General features: G+C 58.5%; 19 protein-coding genes and 1 tRNA gene. 15 read left to right on the plus strand and 5 right to left on the minus strand.

Annotated elements, in window-relative coordinates:
• Positions 1–4 precede the first annotated feature (4 nt).
• The 8 genes from HY067_20315 to rpoS all read left to right on the plus strand — a co-directional run bounded on the left by HY067_20315 (position 5) and on the right by rpoS (position 6,829).
• Positions 5–2,419: a phenylalanine--tRNA ligase subunit beta gene (locus HY067_20315; protein ID MBI3530297.1), complete on the plus strand. Its 2,415-nt coding sequence runs from the start codon at positions 5–7 to the stop codon at positions 2,417–2,419.
• A gap of 9 nt (positions 2,420–2,428) precedes the next feature.
• On the plus strand, positions 2,429–2,746 hold the full coding sequence (locus HY067_20320) for an integration host factor subunit alpha (protein ID MBI3530298.1): 318 nt from the start codon (positions 2,429–2,431) through the stop codon (positions 2,744–2,746).
• Complete coding sequence (locus tag HY067_20325; protein MBI3530299.1) at positions 2,715–3,086, plus strand: MerR family transcriptional regulator; 372 nt, start codon at positions 2,715–2,717, stop codon at positions 3,084–3,086. Before HY067_20320 ends, HY067_20325 begins: the two co-directional genes overlap by 32 nt.
• A 40-nt stretch (positions 3,087–3,126) precedes the next feature.
• Positions 3,127–3,203, plus strand: a tRNA-Pro gene (locus HY067_20330).
• Positions 3,204–3,321: 118 nt separating this feature from the next.
• The gene (surE, locus tag HY067_20335; protein ID MBI3530300.1) at positions 3,322–4,077 is read left to right on the plus strand and encodes a 5'/3'-nucleotidase SurE; all 756 of its coding nucleotides are present in this window, start codon (positions 3,322–3,324) and stop codon (positions 4,075–4,077) included.
• A gap of 39 nt (positions 4,078–4,116) precedes the next feature.
• Positions 4,117–4,776: a protein-L-isoaspartate(D-aspartate) O-methyltransferase gene (locus HY067_20340; GenBank protein MBI3530301.1), complete on the plus strand. Its 660-nt coding sequence runs from the start codon at positions 4,117–4,119 to the stop codon at positions 4,774–4,776.
• A gap of 47 nt (positions 4,777–4,823) precedes the next feature.
• Positions 4,824–5,909, plus strand: coding sequence for a peptidoglycan DD-metalloendopeptidase family protein (locus HY067_20345; GenBank protein ID MBI3530302.1), 1,086 nt, complete (start codon positions 4,824–4,826; stop codon positions 5,907–5,909).
• Complete coding sequence (rpoS, locus tag HY067_20350; protein MBI3530303.1) at positions 5,906–6,829, plus strand: RNA polymerase sigma factor RpoS; 924 nt, start codon at positions 5,906–5,908, stop codon at positions 6,827–6,829. Before HY067_20345 ends, rpoS begins: the two co-directional genes overlap by 4 nt.
• 32 nt (positions 6,830–6,861) lie before the next feature.
• Here the strand turns inward: rpoS and HY067_20355 are convergent, their stop codons facing one another.
• The 4 genes from HY067_20355 to HY067_20370 all read right to left on the minus strand — a co-directional run bounded on the left by HY067_20355 (position 6,862) and on the right by HY067_20370 (position 11,421).
• Positions 6,862–8,808 carry a DUF3488 domain-containing transglutaminase family protein gene (locus HY067_20355; protein ID MBI3530304.1) on the minus strand — a complete coding sequence of 649 codons (1,947 nt, stop codon included), beginning with the start codon at positions 8,806–8,808 and terminating at the stop codon, positions 6,862–6,864.
• On the minus strand, positions 8,808–9,824 hold the full coding sequence (locus tag HY067_20360; GenBank protein MBI3530305.1) for a DUF58 domain-containing protein: 1,017 nt from the start codon (positions 9,822–9,824) through the stop codon (positions 8,808–8,810). Before HY067_20360 ends, HY067_20355 begins: the two co-directional genes overlap by 1 nt.
• A 16-nt stretch (positions 9,825–9,840) precedes the next feature.
• The gene (locus HY067_20365; protein ID MBI3530306.1) at positions 9,841–10,758 is read right to left on the minus strand and encodes a MoxR family ATPase; all 918 of its coding nucleotides are present in this window, start codon (positions 10,756–10,758) and stop codon (positions 9,841–9,843) included.
• A 75-nt stretch (positions 10,759–10,833) separates the two neighbouring features.
• The gene (locus HY067_20370) at positions 10,834–11,421 is read right to left on the minus strand and encodes an N-acetyltransferase (GenBank protein ID MBI3530307.1); all 588 of its coding nucleotides are present in this window, start codon (positions 11,419–11,421) and stop codon (positions 10,834–10,836) included.
• A gap of 104 nt (positions 11,422–11,525) precedes the next feature.
• Between HY067_20370 and HY067_20375 the strand changes: the two genes are divergently transcribed.
• The 3 genes from HY067_20375 to HY067_20385 all read left to right on the plus strand — a co-directional run bounded on the left by HY067_20375 (position 11,526) and on the right by HY067_20385 (position 13,821).
• On the plus strand, positions 11,526–12,449 hold the full coding sequence (locus HY067_20375; GenBank protein ID MBI3530308.1) for a histone deacetylase family protein: 924 nt from the start codon (positions 11,526–11,528) through the stop codon (positions 12,447–12,449).
• Positions 12,450–12,555: 106 nt separating this feature from the next.
• Positions 12,556–13,206 carry a response regulator transcription factor gene (locus HY067_20380; GenBank protein ID MBI3530309.1) on the plus strand — a complete coding sequence of 217 codons (651 nt, stop codon included), beginning with the start codon at positions 12,556–12,558 and terminating at the stop codon, positions 13,204–13,206.
• Between the two features lie 258 nt (positions 13,207–13,464).
• Positions 13,465–13,821 carry a response regulator transcription factor gene (locus HY067_20385; protein MBI3530310.1) on the plus strand — a complete coding sequence of 119 codons (357 nt, stop codon included), beginning with the start codon at positions 13,465–13,467 and terminating at the stop codon, positions 13,819–13,821.
• A gap of 140 nt (positions 13,822–13,961) precedes the next feature.
• On the opposite strand, the gene HY067_20390 is transcribed toward HY067_20385, so the two are convergent.
• Positions 13,962–14,342 (minus strand): Mth938-like domain-containing protein, encoded by a 381-nt coding sequence (locus HY067_20390; GenBank protein ID MBI3530311.1) that lies wholly within the window; start codon positions 14,340–14,342, stop codon positions 13,962–13,964.
• Between the two features lie 103 nt (positions 14,343–14,445).
• Between HY067_20390 and alaC the strand changes: the two genes are divergently transcribed.
• The 4 genes from alaC to HY067_20410 are packed head-to-tail and all read left to right on the plus strand — an operon-like array spanning position 14,446 to position 18,624.
• Positions 14,446–15,660, plus strand: coding sequence for an alanine transaminase (gene alaC / locus HY067_20395; GenBank protein ID MBI3530312.1), 1,215 nt, complete (start codon positions 14,446–14,448; stop codon positions 15,658–15,660).
• Between the two features lie 48 nt (positions 15,661–15,708).
• On the plus strand, positions 15,709–16,179 hold the full coding sequence (locus tag HY067_20400; protein MBI3530313.1) for a GNAT family N-acetyltransferase: 471 nt from the start codon (positions 15,709–15,711) through the stop codon (positions 16,177–16,179).
• Positions 16,176–17,492 (plus strand): homoserine dehydrogenase, encoded by a 1,317-nt coding sequence (locus HY067_20405; protein MBI3530314.1) that lies wholly within the window; start codon positions 16,176–16,178, stop codon positions 17,490–17,492. Before HY067_20400 ends, HY067_20405 begins: the two co-directional genes overlap by 4 nt.
• 7 nt (positions 17,493–17,499) lie before the next feature.
• On the plus strand, positions 17,500–18,624 hold the full coding sequence (locus HY067_20410) for a threonine synthase (protein ID MBI3530315.1): 1,125 nt from the start codon (positions 17,500–17,502) through the stop codon (positions 18,622–18,624).
• Positions 18,625–18,777 lie beyond the last annotated feature (153 nt).

An 18,777-nucleotide genomic window follows, 5' to 3' on the forward strand; every position in this document is an offset into this window, starting at 1 on the left:
GACCATGCAATTCTCGGAAAACTGGCTGCGCTCGTTGGTCGACCCCAAGATGACCACGCCGGAGCTCATTCATTTGCTGACCATGTCCGGCCTGGAAGTCGAAGACTGCCGCGAAGTTGCGCCGCCTTTCACGGGCGTCGTGGTGGGCGAAGTGGTGAAGATGGAAAAGCACCCCAACGCCGACAAGTTGAAGGTTTGCCAAGTCGAAGTCGGCGGTATTCAACCGCTCAGCATCGTCTGCGGTGCGCCCAATGTCGCGGAGGGAATGAAAGTGCCTTGCGCGCTCATCGGCGCACGCTTGCCGGGCGCGTCGCCGGATCAGCCGTTCGAGATCAAGGTCGCAACCATGCGTGGCGTCGAGAGCCGTGGCATGCTGTGTTCCGCGCGCGAACTGGGATTGTCCGAAGACCACAGCGGTTTGCTGAAGCTTGCCGAGGACGCTTTGATCGGCAGCGACGTGCGCAAAGTACTGGCGCTGGACGACAGGATATTTACCGTCAAACTCACGCCGAATCGAGCCGATTGCCTGTCTGTGCTAGGCGTGGCCCGCGAAGTGGCGGCTCTGACGCGTACGCCGTTCCGGCCTCCGGAAATTCCCGCCGTCCCGGCAGGGAGCAAGGCGACATTTCCCGTGAAGATTTCGGCGGCGGACGGTTGCGGGCGCTTCACCGGGCGAGTCATACGCAACGTGAATGCAAAGGCGTCGTCACCGGAGTGGATGCAACAGCGACTGGAGCGCGCGGGACAGCGCTCGATCTCGGCTCTGGTTGACATCACCAACTACGTGATGCTCGAACTGGGACGTCCCTTGCACGTTTACGACCTGGACAAGCTCAAGGGCGGCATCGATGTGCGCTTTGGTCGCAAGGGCGAGAAGCTGAAGCTGCTGAATGAGCAGACCGTGGAACTCGACGAAGGCGTATTGGCCATCACCGATGCGAGCGGACCGATCGGGCTGGCCGGCATCATGGGCGGCGACAGCACAAAGGCCGATCCTGATACCCGGAACGTATTCCTGGAAGCTGCGTTCTTTTTTCCGGACGCGATTGCAGGCCGGGCGCGGCGCTACAACTTTACGAGTGACGCCTCCCATCGCTTCGAGCGCGGCGTCGATTTCGAAAACAATATCGGGGGGATTGAACGCGCCACCGCAATGGTGCTGGAAATCTGCGGAGGCGAACCGGGCCCGGTGGTAGAAACCGTGGCAAAGCTGCCGCAGCGGCATCCAGTAAAAATGAGAGTCTCGCGGGCACGCAAGATCATCGGTGTGCAGATCCCCTCCGACGAGATGGCGGATATTTTTGCCCGTCTGGATTTCAAGTCTCGCCGCGAGGGCAGCGGAACTGAAGAATCGCTTGTCGTTACGCCGCCCAGTTATCGCTTCGACATCGAAATCGAAGAAGACTTGATCGAGGAAGTGGCTCGCCTATATGGCTTCGAGCGTATCCCTGCCAATCCTCCCCTCGCTGTCGCGAACATGCTGGCCTTGCCAGAGCGGCGCCGGTCGCTCCATGACCTGCGCGAGCGCCTGGCGGCGGCCGATTACCATGAGGTCGTCAACTACAGCTTCGTGGAAGAAGGATGGGAACTGGATTTCGCCGGGAATGCGCAACCGATCCGGCTGCTCAACCCGATCGCGATCCAATTTGCCGTGATGCGCTCGAATCTGATCGGAGGGTTGATTGCCAACGTGCGCTATAACCTGAATCGCAAGCTCGACCGGGTTCGGATTTTTGAAGTCGGCCGCGTTTTTTTGCGCGATGCCAGCGTCTCGGGCGGCGATCTGGACGTGGCAGGCGTTCGCCAGCCCATGCGCATTGCCGCCGCGGCCTTTGGCACTGCGGATGAAGAACAATGGGGAATAGCCGCTCGTAGCGTGGATTTTTTCGACGTCAAGAACGACGTCGAAGTGCTGTTGGCGCCTGCACAGGTCCGGGTCGTGGCCGCGCCGCATCCGGCTCTGCATCCGGGCCGCAGCGCGCGCATGCTGCTGAACGGCTCGGAGATCGGATGGATCGGTGAGCTGCATCCCAGGTTGCAACGAAAATACGAACTGCCAGCGCCGCTGGTTTTATTCGAAATGGATGCCGAGCCCTTGCTAGCCCGCAGCCTGCCGCAATACTGCGAAGTGTCGAAGTTTCCGCCCGTGCGCCGCGATCTGGCGGTCACTGTGGACGAAAAAATCCCGGTTCAGTTGATCCTGGATGGCCTGATGCAGTCGAAAGCACCTATTGTCGATGCCGTTTCGGTGTTCGACGTATATCGCGGTAAGGGCATTGAAAACGGCAAAAAAGGTCTTGCATTCCGAGTGTTATTGCAAGATACTCAAAAAACTCTGACCGATGCCGAAGTGGACGCCGCACTGGCGGGTCTGCGCAGGGTTCTGGAACAAGAATACGGTGCCAAGCTCCGACAATAAGGTGAACCGATGACACTGACCAAAGCCGACCTGGCGGATCTGTTGTTCGAGAAGGTGGGATTGAACAAGCGCGAAGCCAAGGACATGGTGGAATCGTTTTTCGAGGAAGTGCGCATGGCTTTGGAAAACGGCGACGGCGTGAAGCTGTCCGGTTTCGGCAATTTTCAGTTGCGCGACAAGCCACAGCGGCCCGGACGCAATCCCAAGACCGGCGAAGAAATACCGATCACGGCGCGTCGTGTCGTGACATTTCATGCCAGCCAGAAACTGAAGGCGATGGTCGAGAAGAACTACGGTGGACAGCAGCAACCACAGCAGCAGTCCTAGGGCACCGCTGCCCCCGATTCCCGCCAAGCGTTACTTCACCATCGGTGAAGTCAGCGAGCTTTGCGGTGTCAAACCGCATGTGTTGCGCTACTGGGAGCAGGAGTTTACCCAGCTCAAACCGGTGAAGCGGCGCGGCAACCGCCGTTATTACCAGCATCATGAAGTATTGCTTATCCGCCGTATTCGCGAGCTTCTTTACGAGCAGGGATTCACCATCAGTGGCGCGCGAGCCCGGCTGGATGAATCCGCCGTGCAGATGAAACCCTCCGCTTCCGCCAAGTTCAACTCTGCGGTTTTACGCCGGGAAATCCAGAGCCTGCTCGACATCCTGCGCGAGTAACGTGTCCGGCATCGGGCCTGCTATAATCCGCCGGTAAATTCGGGGCGTAGCGCAGCCTGGTAGCGTACCTGCATGGGGTGCAGGTGGTCGGAGGTTCAAATCCTCTCGCCCCGACCATTTTTCCGCGTCAATAACCACTGGCCGGCAGGCTTTCGAGAAGAATGAACGGACGGGAAGTAAACGTTTCCAGTTCTTTCGTTCTTCGGGACGAGGTCCGGGCCAGCCAATTCAGCCGATGCGTATTCTCCTGAGCAACGACGACGGGTATTTCGCGCCCGGCCTCGCCGTGCTCGCGGAGGCCTTGTCGAAATTCGCGGAAATCGTCGTGGTTGCGCCAGAGCGTGATCGCAGCGGCGCCAGCAATTCCCTCACGCTTGATCGTCCCTTGCTGGTCAGGCGTTCCCACAATGGATTTCACTATGTCAACGGCACGCCCACGGACTGCGTGCACCTTGCCGTGACCGGACTTCTCGATCAGATGCCGGACATGGTGATATCGGGCATCAATCACGGCGCCAACATGGGCGACGACACCATCTATTCGGGCACGGTGGCGGCGGCGACGGAAGGGTTTCTCCTGGGAATCCCGTCCATTGCCGTGTCCTTGGCCAGCAAATCGGCAGGTCACTACGTCACGGCCGCTCGGGTGGCCTGTGAAATGTTCGAGCGCTTTCGCGATCGTCCCATAGCATTTCCGCTGTTGCTGAATGTGAATGTGCCCGACGTTGCCTACGATCAGTTGGTGGGCGTCGAAGTCACCCGGCTAGGCCGACGGCATAAGGCCGAACCGGTGATCAAGTCCACCAATCCGCGGGGTGAGATTGTTTACTGGGTCGGTGCGGCCGGTGATGCGCAAGATGCCGGGTCAGGTACGGACTTCCATGCGGTCGCGCACGGCAAGGTATCGGTCACGCCGCTGCAGATCGACCTGACGCAGTACGCCAGCATTGATCGCTTGCGGAACTGGCTGACAGAGCCTGCGCTGACATGATCCACTGCCGATGCACGTGTCCAGGCCATTCCCGATCAGATGAATAACAGGATCGCCGGCATAGGCATGACCTCGCAGCGCACGCGCATGCGCATGATCGAGCGGCTGCGCGACCAGGGCGTGAAGGACGAGGTGGTGTTGAACGCGATGGCAGAAATACCACGTCACATCTTTGTCGATGAGGCACTGGCAAGTCGTGCCTATGACGATGTCGCGTTGCCGATCGGATTCGGCCAGACCATTTCCAATCCGTTCACCGTGGCGCGTATGGTAGAACTTGCACGAGGCGGTCGTGAGCTCCACAAGGTGCTGGAGATCGGTACCGGCTGCGGATATCAGGCAGCAGTCTTGTCGCGCGTGGCCCGCGAAGTCTATTCGCTGGAACGACTGGCCGGACTACTGTCGAAAGCCAGAGTAAGGTTGCGCGAACTCGGTCTGCGCAACATCAAGCTGAAGCACGGCGACGGGCATGCGGGCCTGAAGGAACAGGGCCCGTTCGACGCGATTGTCATGGCGGCGGCGGCGACCCACCTGCCGGAAATGCTGGCGGATCAGCTTGGCGAAGGAGGGCGGCTGGTATTGCCGCTGGGTACTCGCGAGCAGCGGCTCGTTCTGGTCGAACGCAATGCGGACGGTTTCACGCAGTCGGTGCTCGACGAAGTCAAATTCGTGCCGCTGATTGCTGGAGTGTCGGCATGACTCTTTTTTCATTGCGCTGTTTTTGGCCTGGAATTCTGATGGGCGCGATGACAGCGCTAGTGACTGCTTGCGGTTCGACCCCGACCGCCGCGCCGGTGATCGAACGTTCCCCCAACGCCGGGACTGCGGCGAAGACGGCACCTGCAGCATCGTCCGCCACCGCCGCCGCGTCTAAGCCGCAGACTTCGGCGCCGCCGAATCCCGCGCCGACCAATCCGCCAGCGACCGTCGCGCCGGCAGTCTCGACCGCAAAATCGGAAAAGCTACCCCTGCCCGTACCGGAAAAACTACCCGCGCCGATGGAGGAGCCCACTACCAAGCCCTATCGCGAAGGCGACTGGCGACCTGAGTATCACATCGTGAAGAAAGGTGACACGCTCTACAGCATTGCGCTCGACTACGGTCAGGATTATCGTGAGTTGGCGGCATGGAATAATCTGGAAGATCCGGGATTGATCAAGATCGATCAACGTCTGCGGCTGTTTCCGCGGGACAGCGTAGGCGAGGCTACAACCGCGCAGCCGATGCCGCTTCCTGCGCCGGTGGCGGCGCCCGTGTTCTCCGAACCCAAGGCGCGCAAGCTGCCGTATTCGGAACAGGCTCTCGCGCAACTTAAAATGCCTGCGTCAAGAGCGGCTGCGACCCCGACCCCATCGGTACCGGCGACGACTCAACCGTCGGCCAAGTCGCCGACAACTCATGCAACGACGGCGCCACTACCGGCGCCAGCGCAGAAGGAAACGCCATCCGGCGACGGCAAAATGATCTGGGAATGGCCGGCGCAGGGCAGGTTGTTGTACGCATTTGGCCAGGGTGCGAATCAGAAGGGGGTCGGCATCGAAGGACGCAGCGGTCAACCTGTGCTGGCAGCCGCGCCCGGCAAAGTGGTATACAGCGGCAGTGGACTACGCGGTTATGGAAAACTTATCATCATCAAACACAATGAGTCTTATCTTAGCGTGTACGCGCACAACAGCCAGATCCTCGTGAAGGAAGGGCAGACCGTAGCGAAGGGCCAGAAGATTGCCGAAATCGGTGATACCGACAGCGACCGCGTCGCATTGCATTTCGAGATCCGCCGTCTCGGCAAACCTATCGATCCGCTCCAGTACCTTCCCGAGCGGATCTCATGAACGAAGACAACTTCTCCTCCCAGGAAGAAGAAGTCGAGGAACCCGCATCGACGGACGATGCGGCAATCGAGGACTATTTCGGTCCCGATATCCTAAGCGACGTCACTCAGCTCTACTTCAACGATATTGGCCAAAACGAATTGCTGACTGTGGAAGAGGAGGTCAGACACGCGCGACGGGTCAGGGAGGGAGATTTCATCGCGCGGCAAAAGATGATCAAACACAATCTGCGGCTGGTCGTGAACATTGCCAAGCATTACAACGGCCGTGGCCTGCAGCTTTTGGACTTGATCGAGGAAGGCAATCTGGGATTGATCCACGCACTGGAAAAGTTCGATCCCGAACGCGGGTTCCGTTTTTCGACCTATGCAACCTGGTGGATCCGTCAGAGCATCGAGCGCGCCATCATGTGCCAGTCCCGCACGATTCGCCTGCCGGTGCACGTGATCAAGGAACTGAACATGGTGTTGCGTGCAATGCGCCATCTGGAGACGCACTCCGAACGCGACCCAACGGCTGACGACGTTTCGCATCTGGTCGACTTGCCGGTGGATCGGGTGCGACGGTTGCTGTCGTTGAACGAACGCATGACCTCGCTGGATGCACCGCTGGATATCGATCCGATGTTATCTGTAGGCGAATCCATTGCGGACGAAAACACGCTGCCTCCGGACATCAGGCTGGAGAATATCGAGAGCGAGCGTCACGTGCACGAATGGCTGAACCAGCTTAACGAGCGCCAGCGCAGCGTGATCGAGCGCCGCTACGGACTGAACGGCCTGGAAATCCATACGCTGGAGCAACTGGCGCAAAGCTTGGACCTTACCAGGGAGAGGGTCCGGCAGATCCAGATCGAAGCGCTGACAAGCCTGCGCAAAATCCTGCGCCGCAGCGGCATATCCCGCGAGACGCTGTTGTAGCGGAGCTACGAGAGTCCAGGAATATCAGGCTCTCAACTCAGCGTCCGTATGGCGTCGCGCAGAGCCTGCAGTTTGCCGCGATTGTCGTCCCCCCCATAGCGCAACGAAACGTAAAGAGCGCTTATCTTCTGCGCAGTTTCCCTGAAGTCGGGAAATTGCATCGATACCCTGGCGGCAAAATCCCGCGGCCCCTCGCTGGGCTTGCGTGCAGCGCCGCGTTTGGCCATCGCATCGCAATAGGAGAGATAAGCGCGTTGTACGGCATCGAGACGCTGTGCGTTGATTCTGAACAGCAGCACCAATGCCAATGCCAGGATGATGATGCCGCTGACGGCGGTGAGAATAATCACCATGTTCTGCCAGGTGACCTCGGCCAAGCCGAACTGCGCCAGAAAACGCACCTGGCGATCCGGGTTATAACCCAGCACCCATTGGTTCCAGCTGTTTGCCACGGCATCCCAGGCGTATCGAGCCTGCTTCAGCCAGTCGAAGCTGCCGCGCGCCAGCAGCGGTCGATCGAATTCCGGCACCGCCGCCGCCAATCCACGCTCTATGCGCAAAGGGGAAACTGCCGCAGTCGGATCTACCCTGACCCAGCCTTCGCCGGGCAACCAGACCTCCGACCACGCGTGTGCATCCGACTGGCGCACAACGACATAACTATCCACAGGATTGACTTCGCCACCAAGGTATCCGGTTACCACGCGTGCCGGGATGCCCGCCGCGCGCATGAGGAAAGTGAATGCTGACGCGTAGTGCTCGCAGAATCCGCTGCGAGTCTCGAAGAGGAACTGATCGACGGGGTCTGCGTCGAGTTTCGGCGGATCGAGGGTATAGCTAAAAGGCTGTTCGCGAAACAAACCCAGCGCACGGGACACGATATCGCGATCGCTACCGCCTTGCGCGCGCCATTGCGCAACCAGGGCGCGCGCGCGGGGGGAAGCGTCAGGCGGCAGGCGCCGAGCGAGACGCAAGGTGCCGGGCGATTCGTCGACACCGATGCGATACTGCGGCGAAGACTGCATGTCGTAGCGCAGTCGCTCGCGCACGATGCGTCGCGACAGCAACTGATAGTCGGTGGTGAGGTAGGCGCCCTGCGGCACGACCAGCGGCAGGTCGATGGCGAACATCCAATACCTGTCATGTGACTCCATCGTGACGGTGTATCGCAACGACGGTCCGAGGGCCTCGACTTGCGGTCCCGGTGCGGTCAGGTTCAGACCCGCTCGCCACGTGCGGCCATCGTAATTCCACAAAACGGGGCCGCGCCAGTAAAATTGCGAGGGCTTCTGCGGTTGATTCTCGAACAGGACCCTGAATGCCACCGCATCGGACAGACTCAGCGAACTTACATCTCCCGGCGCCATGCTCTCGGACAGCCCGCTCTTGGCCGAATAGTTGATCTGCGGCAGGCCCCAGAGCGGACCTTGCACTCGCGGAAACAGCAGGAAGAGTGCAAGCATGATGGGGAAGCCTTGCAGAATCATCGTTGCCGCATGGCGCAGCACCGAAACCAGCTTCGGCCGGCTCGCCTGATGCTGCAGGCCGACCATCGTCGCCGTGATTGTCCAGACGACCAACAACATATAGAACGCGGTTGGGATCGACTGCGAGTAGAAGAAATTGGTAACAACCAGGAAATAGGCCAAAAGGGCGACCACCATCGTGTCGCGCGGTCTGGTCATCTCCATGACTTTCAGGGCCATCATGACCGTCAGCATTGCCACGCCGACATCGCGCCCGTACAGCGTGCGATAGGAAAGCGCAATGCCTGCCGTGCAAACCAGTGCAGCCGCAATAAGCAACCATTTGTTTGGCAGCTTTCGATGCCGCCATCCGACATAGAAACGGGCCAGCAGTACGACGGCCACCAGCGCCGGTATCCACGTGGGCAGATGCACGGCGTGCGGCGCGATGACCATCGCCAGCGAGGTCAGGATCGCGGTCAGATTGCTGAGACTCAGATCGCGCGCGGTCATTATTTGAACAATGCCAGGGCCTGAAGGCAGCGGTCGCGGTGCAGCGCACCCGAATCCGGATCGTATTCGCTCCCGGGCAAGCGCAACCCGTATCGCAGTCCGGCGGCCTCTGATTCGATCACCCATCTGGCCAGCCTCGACAGCTTCGCTTCCAACCCGAGGGCATTCGGTATGTCGTCAAAGTCCAGCCAGAGATCCACGGCCGCACTGCCGGAAAATTGCTTGGACAAAAAGACTTCGCTGCGGGCAAACGCCTTCCATGCAATGCGCCGCGGCGAATCACCCGGGCGAAAAGTGCGCAGGCCGGCAAAGTCTTCCTCACCGGCACCGGCTGCGGAGCCTTCCCCGCTGGCCGCCTGCGCCGGGGGTAACGAGATATTGCCGGGCTCGGGTTTCGGGTAGATCAGACAGTGCATATCAAGATCCACGATGGCCCACGCGTAAAACAGACCGAGCGGATAGGTCGTGAAAATCCGGAAGCGGCCGGGATACAGGAGCCCGCGCATCGCGGCAGGTGTTTTTGCCACGACTTCTTGAGAACCCCCAGCGGCTGCATCGAAGTATTCCGGCTGCTGGCCGGAAAGCTGGACGGCAAGGCTTGTTCTGGGCAAAGAACCGGGGTTTTCGACCTGTACGCGAAATCCGGCGAGTTCGCCGGTAAATACCGGACTCGTCCTACCGGGTCGCAAGGCGATTCGCGCAAGATTGCGCCATGTATGCAGCATTGAAACCATGCCGTTGCCGGCGAGCAGGAAAACCAGCACGTAGCCCAGGCTGAGGTTGTAATTGATGGAGCCGATGAGCATGAGCAGCAGGGTGACGCCGAACATCAACCCGCCGCCGGTGGGAAGAATGTAAACACGGCGCTGACCGAGCACGACCGGACCGATCTCCGGTCCCTTCGGCGGGAAAATCCAATCGCCTATGCGTTCACGCAGCGACGGCGACGCGACAGACGGGAAGCTGGATGTCGATGAAAACTGGATCGATGCATTCCGGCCCGCGTCGTTGCTCACGCCGCACTCCTCACACTTAAGGGATTGGAACTTCCGCGATCAGGCGTTCGGCAAGTTGGCCGCTGCCGAGCGAAGGATAGCCGGTCACCGGATACAGCCGATGGCCCGCCACGCTCGGCAATACGGCTTGTACGTCTTCGGGAATGACCTCGTTGCGATCATCCATGAACGCCCAGGCGCGCGCAGCATTGAGCACCGCGAGTCCTGCACGCGGCGAGAGTCCGTTGACGAAATCGGAGGATTGCCTCGTATATCGGATAAGTGCTTGCACATAGTCGAGCAATGCCGGTGCCGTGAATATTTTCCGGACCCGCGACTGCAGGTCGAGCAGATCGGGCGTCGCGAGTGCCGGTGTCAGGTCGGAAATCATGTCGCGGCGTTCGCGGCCTTCGAGCAGGGCACGTTCCGCGGCGGCATCCGGATAGCCCAGATGGATGCGCATTAGGAAACGGTCCAGTTGTGATTCGGGCAACGGAAAAGTGCCGATCTGATGCGAGGGATTCTGCGTGGCAATGACGAAGAAGGGCTCCGGCAACGGACGGGTCTGGCCTTCGGTGGTCACCTGGTGTTCTTCCATCGCCTCCAGCAGCGCGCTCTGTGCTTTCGGTGTCGCGCGGTTCACTTCGTCGGCGAGAATTACCTGTGAAAATACCGGGCCGGGATGAAATTTGAACGCCGAGCTTTCGCGGTCGAACACCGACACGCCCAGAATGTCGGCAGGCAGCAAGTCACTCGTAAACTGGATGCGCTGGAAGTCCAGGCCAAGCGTCCTGGCCAGCGCGTGAGCCAGCGTGGTCTTGCCCACGCCGGGTAAATCCTCGATCAGCAGATGCCCGCGCGCAAGCAGACAGGCGATGGTCAGGCGGATCTGGTGTTCTTTACCGAGGATGATCCGGCCTACCTGCGCTACGACGGGAGAAAGCGTATTGGACATGCGATATCAGGAAACGTGGAAGGGAAACGCGGCAATCCGCAACAAAAACATACGGACCCGACACATAGCTTGTTGTTAGTTTACAGCAGCCGGGATGACGTTCGCCGTGCGAATCGAAGCATTCGGAGAAGCTTCCAGTTGCTTCGACACGTGCTTCACGGAAGCATCCCCCGGTTCCGATCGAATGCTGAATCCAAGCGCATCCATCAGTCCCAGCATCTTGTGATTTCCGGCCATGACAATTCCTTCCATGATCTGCAGCCCGCGAGCGCGGGCGACTTCGACAAGGCTGAGAATGAGTATCGAACCTACACCGCGGTGCTGCCACGCGTCCGCGACCGCAACTGCGAACTCGCAGCTGGTCCTGTCCGCATTGACAACATAGCGTGCAACCCCGATTTCGGTTTCCAGTCCGTTTTCACAAACCACTGCGATCAACGCCATCTCCCTGTCGTAGTCGATTTGCGTGAAGCGGCTCAGCATCGCCTCGTTCAGCTCGCGCAGCGCGCTCATGAATCGAAAGTATTTCGACTCATCCGAAAGTTTTTGTACGAATTCCCTCTCTATTTGTCGGTCCTCTGGACGAATAGGGCGCACAATCACACGCGTGCCATCGCGCAAGGTCAAGGCCTGCACCAGCTCCGAAGGATAGGGATTTGTCATCGCTGAAGGTTAGCCGAAGTACCCCGATTTGCAAACCGTGGACATTCTCAGCCGTCGTGCATAAGATGCATCGAGAAGAGGAGCGGCGATTTCACTGCAGAGTTATGGCAACGGCTTTCATTCATCATCCCGATTGCGTATTGCACGACATGGGGGTGCACCACCCGGAATCACCCGACCGCTTGACGGCGATTGAAGATCATCTGCTCGCAACCGGACTGATCCAGCATCTCTTCACCGAGATCGCGCCGAAGGCATCGAGAGAGCAGCTGTTGCGGGTGCATGACGCTGGCTATATCGACTCGATAGCGAGCGCATCCCCACAGAGAGGGCTCGTCCAACTGGATCCGGATACCGCGATGAATCCGCATTCGCTGTCCGCCGCGCTGCATGCGGCAGGGGCGGTTGTCAGGGCCACGGACATGGTGATCGGCGGCCAGGCCGAAAACGCATTTTGCAACGTGCGACCGCCGGGTCATCATGCCTGCCGCCGGCGTGCAATGGGGTTCTGCTTTTTCAACAATGTCGCCGTGGGCGCGGCCCATGCGCTCGAAGCGCACGGCCTTCAGCGTGTCGCAGTCGTGGATTTCGACGTGCATCATGGCAATGGTACAGAGGATATCTTCGACGGAGATCCCCGTGTGATGATGGTGTCGACATTCCAGCATCCGTTTTACCCGTACAGTGGGACGGAGGGGCGTTCGGAGCGCATGGTCAATATTCCGCTTGCGGCCTACAGCGGCGGCACGCAGTTCCGTAAAGCTGTGGAGGAGGCCTGGCTCCCGGCGTTGGATGAATTCGAACCTCAGATCGTATTTGTTTCCGCTGGCTTCGATGCTCACCGAGACGATGATATGGCGTCATTGGGTCTGGTCGAAACCGACTACGCATGGGTGACGAAACAGATCATGAATGTGGCGGCCAGGAACGCCGATGGTCGCATCGTGTCGACGCTCGAAGGAGGATATAACCTCCAAGCGCTGGCACGCAGTGTCGCCGCGCATGTCAGGGAGTTGTGCGGAATCTGACCTTGGTGCGAAGAATGGAGCAGTATTGGCCGTATCAGTGCCGGGCACAGTGACACAAACGCATGCCGGATTCCGGTCTTAAACAAACGCCCGCGGACAGGGGATCATGAAGCCGATCAGAATCGTACTGGCGGATGACCATAATCTGATGAGATCGGGTCTGAAGTCATTGCTGTCGGGAATGCAGGGCGTAGAAGTCGTGGCAGAAGCTACGAACGGCCAGCAGGCGGTCGACCTGGTGGCCTCGCTGAATCCCGATGTCGTCCTGATGGATATCGCCATGAAGGAACTGAACGGAATCGAAGCCGCCGCCATCATCGCCCGCGACAATCCGCTGGTGCGCGTAGTTATCCTTTCCATGCACGATACGCAGGATTTTGTGTCTCAAGCACTGAGAGCCGGTGCCGCCGGCTATGTCTTGAAAGATGCCGCGCCGCTGGAATTGGAGTTCGCGCTACAAGCCGTGACCAACGGAGAGACCTATTTAAGCCCCAAGGTTTCCAGCCAGGTGGTCCAATCCTATGTCCGACCGCTGGGAGCGGAAACCGGACTGGAAGCGCTTAGCCCGAGGCAGCGGGAAATTCTCAAGGCTATCTCAAGTGGCCGGACAACCAAGCAGATTGCTTACGATCTGGGCTTAAGCATCAAGACTATCGAGACCCATCGTGCTCAGATAATGGAACGCTTGGACATTCATGATGTAGCCGGGCTGGTGCGATTTTCGATCCGCAATGGATTGATAAGTGTTAATAATTAATATTTAAAATTAGTAATATAGGTAGATTGTCTAATTCTTTACATCATTAATAATCTCGCCTGCAGTCCGACCTCTTTGACCACCGGTTTGCCGACCAGTGGCTTATTCCTGAGGTTTTTCGAAATCCGAGTTCCGTAGCGCCCGATACCCTGGAATACGCCCTTCCGCGATAGTTAGGGCATGGGCTCCGCTGAGTTTTCCACTTGAAGCCGGAAATCAGACTTGAGCCTAACCCGATGAGAGTTAGGAGAATCTAACTTGGTGAAGGTCATGTTGGTCGACGATAGCGCATCTTTCCGGATGGCTGCGGAGCAGTTTGTAACGGAAGTGTGTGGCGTACACGTCATTGGGCAGGCGGATTCCGGGGAGGCCGCTGTCGAAATGGCGTTGCGGCTGCGCCCGGAAGTGATTCTCATGGATCTGGCCATGGGCGGCATCAACGGTATCGAGGCAGGGCGACGCATCAAGGCTGCCGACGAGACGATCAAGATCGTGATTCTTACGCTTAATAATGGCAGGGAGTATCGCGAACTTGCTCATTCGCTGGCGTTGGACGGATTCGTGTCGAAGACCGATTTTACGGCAGTCATTTGCTCGGTGATCAATTCGCTCTAGCAAATCGGCCGCACAATTTTTTCCTCGCGATTCAGATCATTCGCCATCAGTGGAAACCGACGCATGCCGGAGAATCTTTGACCATCCCGGTCTGAGTGAATGTCGCCGAATTCGCAATCCGCGCCCGAAGCCGTCGGTAATCAGCTGCGCTCCGGAATGATCAACGCAGCGGCCACGTTGCGGCCCTCTTCGGCAAGGATGTTGTAAGTACGGCAGGCCGCCCGTGTGTCCATGACTTCGGCGCCAATACCAGCGTGTGTAAGGTTTACCAGCAGCCGCGGATCCGGAAAGCACAGAACATCACCGGTCCCCAGCAATACGAGCTCCGGCTTCAATGCGGCCAAGGCTTCAATGTTGTCCTGAACCAGTGATTCAAAATTCTGCACTTTCCAGTCTTCTGCGATCCTGTCGGGCATTACGATCAGGCTGGTTTCATGGCGAACGCCATTGACCGCCACATATCCCTGGCCGTAGGCGGTGATGGCATTCCGTCGCGAATTCTGTGAAAGATGAAGTTTCAAGCGTAAAGAGGTCTTTGCTGCGCTGCTTGCGATCCGGTAGGATTACGACTTTCTACTGAATGAACAGTCGGTTACGTTTACCGATAGAACTAAACCGTCAATCATGAGCGAGTTTTCCCGTATCAAACGCCTGCCGCCCTATGTTTTCAATATCACCGGGGAGTTGAAGGCAGAAGCACGCCGCCGGGGAGAAGACATTATAGACATGAGCATGGGCAACCCGGATGGGGTGACGCCCAAGCACATCGTCAACAAACTCTTGGAAGCTGCGCAACGCAACGATACGCACGGTTACTCGATGTCGAAGGGCATACCCCGGCTCCGTCGCGCGATCTGCAACTGGTATCAATCACGTTTTGATGTTGTCCTCGATCCGGACAGCGAGGCGATCGTGACCATCGGTTCAAAAGAAGGCCTCGCCCATCTGATGCTCGCCACACTTGACCACGGCGACACCGTTCTGGTGCCCAATCCCAGTTATCCGATCCATATCTACGGGGCCGTTATCGCCGGTGCGGATATCCGTTCCGTGCGCATGACTCCAGGCGTCGATTTTATCCAGGAACTGCAACGGGCAATTCGTGAATCGATTCCGAAGCCGAAGATGATGATCCTCGGCTTTCCCAGCAATCCGACTGCACAATGCGTGGATCTCGATTTCTTCGAGCGTGTGGTGGCGTTGGCGAAGGAACATGGAATCCTGGTGGTGCATGACTTGGCTTATGCGGATATCTGCTTCGATGGCTGGAAGGCGCCATCGATCATGCAGGTGCCTGGCGCGCGCGAAGTTGCCGTGGAATTTTTCACCATGAGCAAGAGTTATAACATGGCGGGCTGGCGTGTTGGTTTCATGGTCGGCAACAAGGAACTGGTTTCTGCACTTGCGCGAATAAAGAGTTATCACGACTACGGTACATTTACGCCGATCCAGGTGGCGTCGATCGCCGCGCTTGAAGGACCGCAGGACTGCGTCCGCGAAATCTGTGAAAAGTATCAGAAGCGGCGCGACGTGCTTGTCAGGGGCCTGCATGAGGCCGGCTGGATGGTGCAGATTCCGAAGGCCTCGATGTATATATGGGCGGAGATCCCGGATCCCTACAAAAAAATGGGTTCGCTCGAATTTGCCAAGAAGATATTGTCGGACGCGAAAGTCGCCGTTTCACCAGGAATCGGATTTGGTGAATACGGAGATTCGTACGTGCGGTTCGCCCTGATCGAGAACGAGGCGCGAACGCGTCAGGCGATACGCGGCATCAAGGAGATGTTGCGCAAAGACGGGCTGTTGGGCACCACCGCGCCGCTCCGGGCAGCGGGTTGACCGACTTTCATAAACACCTCGATCGGGCGCGAAGCGCCCGATATTTTTATGCGGAGGGCGAACATGTCGGAAGGGACGTTGCGCATCGTGCAAGTCACGGGCGCGGGGAGGGAAGTGGCGGAGCCACAGTGGTTATCCGCGGCAGAACGCGTGCACCGGCAGTTGCGTCCGCAATTGCCGGTCGATTATCCGGCAAAGATGCGCCATGTCTTTCGCGACGGTGGCGAAATGTGCCTGGCAGTTCGTGCCGATCGAGTCGTCGGTGTCGCGGTCTTCCGCGAGTTCGAAAATACCCACGCCGGGCGCCGTTTATACATAGACGATCTGGTAACTGACGAGGCTGAACGTTCCACCGGAGCCGGACGAACCCTCATTGCGTATCTGGAGAAAGTCGCCCGCAATCGGGGTTGTTCCGGATTCGATCTCGAGTCCGGCACGCATCGCACCCGTGCGCACCGGTTCTACTTCAGAGAAGGCTTCTTCATCACGGCGTTTTCATTCAGAAAAGAGTTTCGATGAAACCCATTCATGTGGGCCTGCTGGGTATCGGTACCGTGGGAGGAGGCACTTTTTCGGTCCTGCGCCGCAATCAGGAGGAGATCAGCCGTCGGGCCGGCCGCGGCATCCTGATCAAGGCGGTTGCCGACAAGGATCTCGCGAGGGCACGGAAACTGGTGGGCAATAGCGCCGAAATTACCGACGACGCCTTCGCGCTGGTGAGCCGGCCCGATATCGATATCGTGGTGGAACTGATCGGCGGCACCAAGATTGCGAAAGATCTGATCCTGGCGGCTATTGAAAACGGCAAGCACGTGGTGACTGCAAACAAGGCATTGCTGGCGATCCACGGCAACGAAATCTTCCTTGCTGCGCAGAAGAAGGGCGTAATGGTTGCGTTCGAGGCTGCAGTGGCAGGCGGAGTGCCGATCATCAAGGCATTGCGCGAAGGATTGACCGCCAACCGGATCGAATGGATCGCCGGCATCATCAACGGCACGTCCAACTTCATTCTTTCCGAGATGCGGGAGAAGGGCTCGAGTTTCGACCAAGTTCTCGCGCAAGCACAAAAGCTGGGTTATGCGGAATCCGACCCGACCTTCGACATCGAAGGCGTGGATGCCGCTCACAAGCTCACCATCATGGCGGCGATTGCCTTCGGCATTCCGATGCAGTTCGACAAGGTCTACACCGAAGGCATCTCCAAGCTGACAAAGGAGGATATTCGCTACGCGGAAGAACTCGGCTATCGCATCAAGCTGCTGGGAATCACGCGGCGCACTGCCAATGGCATCGAGTTGCGTGTTCATCCGACACTGATTCCGTCCAAGAGGCTGATCGCCAACGTCGAAGGCGTCATGAATGCAATCCTGGTCGAAGGCGACGCGGTCGGTGCCACGCTCTACTATGGTGCCGGTGCGGGAGCCGAGCCTACCGCGTCAGCAGTCGTCGCGGATCTTGTGGACGTTACCAGAATGCACACTGCGGACCCCGAACAACGAGTGCCCCATCTCGCATTTCAGCCCGACCGGATGTCGGATCTGCCGATCCTTTCGATGGAGGAAGTGGAAACGTCGTATTACCTGCGCCTGAGCGTACTCGACCGGCCCGGTGTCCTGGCAGACATTACGCGCATTCTTGCGGATCAATCGATTTCGATCGACGCAATGGTGCAAAAAGAACCCGGCGAAGGCGAAGAGCAGGTGGACATCATCATGCTCACCCACCTGACCCTGGAAAAGAACATCAATGATGCGATCAAACGCATCGAATCCCTGCCGGTGATATCCGGCAAGGTTACGCGAATCCGTCTCGAAGAACTTGGACGAAACTAGAACGAACATGACCAATCACTATACCGGCCTCATCAATCGTTACCGCGACCGCCTCCCGGTCAGCACGAATACCCCCGTAATCAGTCTCAACGAAGGCAATACGCCGCTGATCGAGCTCGTCAATCTGCCGAAAAAGATCAAGAAGAACGTGCGTATTCTGGCAAAGTTCGAAGGGCTGAATCCGACCGGCTCCTTCAAGGATCGCGGTATGACCATGGCGGTCACCAAGGCCGTCGAGGCCGGCGCCCGCGCAATCATTTGCGCCTCCACCGGCAACACCTCGGCTGCGGCGGCAGCCTATGCGGCACGTGCCGGGATTGCCTGTTTCGTGCTGATCCCGGAAGGCCAGATCGCGCTGGGAAAACTGTCCCAGGCGATGATGCACGGATCGGTGGTCATCCAGATACGCGGCAACTTCGATGATGGCATGCGCCTCGTGCAGGAAGTCGCCCGAACCTTGCCGCTCAATATCGTCAATTCGATCAATCCTTATCGCCTGCAGGGACAGAAAACCATTGCTTTCGAAGTCCTGGAGGCTCTGGGCGAATGCCCTGACTATCATGTCCTGCCGGTCGGCAACGCAGGCAATGTTTCGGCACACTGGATCGGCTACACCGAAGCGGTGGGCCTGAAGACGGAAAGCTCTCCGGACCTTAAAGTATCCGCCCCGTACCAAACCGGCGGCCTCGCTACCAAACGGCCGATCATGGTCGGCTATCAGGCTTCCGGTGCGGCGCCTTTCCTGCGCGGAGCAATGGTCGATCAGCCTGAAACGGTCGCGACGGCCATCCGCATCGGCCATCCAGTTTCGTGGAAGCTGGCCTGGGCGGCCAAGAATGAATCCGGCGGCTGGTTCAACGAGTGCAGCGACGAGGAAATACTACGGGCGCAGAAGCTGCTCGCGGCTACCGAGGGAATTTTTTGCGAGCCGGCGTCCGCCATTTCGATTGCCGGTTTGCTGAAGGATCTCGAACGAAGCGTGATAGGAGAGGGGTCGACGATCGTATGCACGTTGACCGGTCACGGACTGAAGGATCCCGACACGGCGATCGCCCAAAGCAGCAAGCCTTTCCTGGTAGACGCGACGCGTGCGGCGATCGAGATGGTTATCGGCGAAAACCTGCCGAAGTAGCCCGGCCTGAGTTTCATGGCACTACCTTAAGCATAAGCCCGACGTGCACGGATGATCGCGGCGCGCGCAACCTGTCGAGGTACTGTCAGCAGCGCGTGGTTTTTCGGTCTTCGTTTGATCGCGTGTGGCTCGATGCGTCCGGGTCGAATCGGT

The organism is Betaproteobacteria bacterium (assembly GCA_016194905.1).
In the GTDB taxonomy this organism is placed as follows: domain Bacteria; phylum Pseudomonadota; class Gammaproteobacteria; order Burkholderiales; family JACQAP01; genus JACQAP01.

What these genes read in the sequence shown, in the direction of transcription:
- HY067_20355 (MBI3530304.1), bottom strand. Translation starts at nt 8,808, where the DNA reads ATGACCGCGCGCGATCTGAGTCTCAGCAATCTGACCGCGATCCTGACC.
- HY067_20320 (MBI3530298.1), top strand. Translation starts at nt 2,429, where the DNA reads ATGACACTGACCAAAGCCGACCTGGCGGATCTGTTGTTCGAGAAGGTG.
- HY067_20400 (MBI3530313.1), top strand. Translation starts at nt 15,709, where the DNA reads ATGCGGAGGGCGAACATGTCGGAAGGGACGTTGCGCATCGTGCAAGTC.
- HY067_20410 (MBI3530315.1), top strand. Translation starts at nt 17,500, where the DNA reads ATGACCAATCACTATACCGGCCTCATCAATCGTTACCGCGACCGCCTC.
- HY067_20375 (MBI3530308.1), top strand. Translation starts at nt 11,526, where the DNA reads ATGGCAACGGCTTTCATTCATCATCCCGATTGCGTATTGCACGACATG.
- alaC (MBI3530312.1), top strand. Translation starts at nt 14,446, where the DNA reads ATGAGCGAGTTTTCCCGTATCAAACGCCTGCCGCCCTATGTTTTCAAT.
- HY067_20345 (MBI3530302.1), top strand. Translation starts at nt 4,824, where the DNA reads ATGACAGCGCTAGTGACTGCTTGCGGTTCGACCCCGACCGCCGCGCCG.
- surE (MBI3530300.1), top strand. Translation starts at nt 3,322, where the DNA reads ATGCGTATTCTCCTGAGCAACGACGACGGGTATTTCGCGCCCGGCCTC.
- HY067_20340 (MBI3530301.1), top strand. Translation starts at nt 4,117, where the DNA reads ATGAATAACAGGATCGCCGGCATAGGCATGACCTCGCAGCGCACGCGC.
- HY067_20370 (MBI3530307.1), bottom strand. Translation starts at nt 11,421, where the DNA reads ATGACAAATCCCTATCCTTCGGAGCTGGTGCAGGCCTTGACCTTGCGC.
- rpoS (MBI3530303.1), top strand. Translation starts at nt 5,906, where the DNA reads ATGAACGAAGACAACTTCTCCTCCCAGGAAGAAGAAGTCGAGGAACCC.
- HY067_20315 (MBI3530297.1), top strand. Translation starts at nt 5, where the DNA reads ATGCAATTCTCGGAAAACTGGCTGCGCTCGTTGGTCGACCCCAAGATG.
- HY067_20380 (MBI3530309.1), top strand. Translation starts at nt 12,556, where the DNA reads ATGAAGCCGATCAGAATCGTACTGGCGGATGACCATAATCTGATGAGA.
- HY067_20365 (MBI3530306.1), bottom strand. Translation starts at nt 10,758, where the DNA reads ATGTCCAATACGCTTTCTCCCGTCGTAGCGCAGGTAGGCCGGATCATC.
- HY067_20405 (MBI3530314.1), top strand. Translation starts at nt 16,176, where the DNA reads ATGAAACCCATTCATGTGGGCCTGCTGGGTATCGGTACCGTGGGAGGA.